The 203-nt window shown below is 58.6% G+C and carries 1 protein-coding gene; it reads right to left on the reverse strand.

The window, feature by feature from the left end:
* Positions 1-137: transposase (locus tag MN186_RS00060; protein ID WP_242110743.1), on the reverse strand; the 137-nt coding region annotated here is incomplete at its 3' end.
* Positions 138-203: the final 66 nt, after the last annotated feature.

Consider the following 203-nt stretch of genomic DNA (forward strand, 5'->3'; position numbering starts at 1 on the left):
CCGTATTTGGCTTTCAGCTTGTAAAACGTGGACGGGCTCAGCCCATGGCGACGGCACACTTCGGCCGTCGCCATGCCTGCCTCCTGCTCCTTGATCATCCCGATAATCTGCGCCTCGGTAAAACGGCTCTTTCGCATTCGTCTGCTCCTTCAGGGTTGGGCAGACTCTACATCACAGTGAGGGATCTCGCGGGGGGCAGGTCA

The sequence above is a fragment of the Aliiroseovarius sediminis genome (assembly GCF_022678485.1).
Lineage (GTDB): Bacteria > Pseudomonadota > Alphaproteobacteria > Rhodobacterales > Rhodobacteraceae > Aliiroseovarius > Aliiroseovarius sediminis.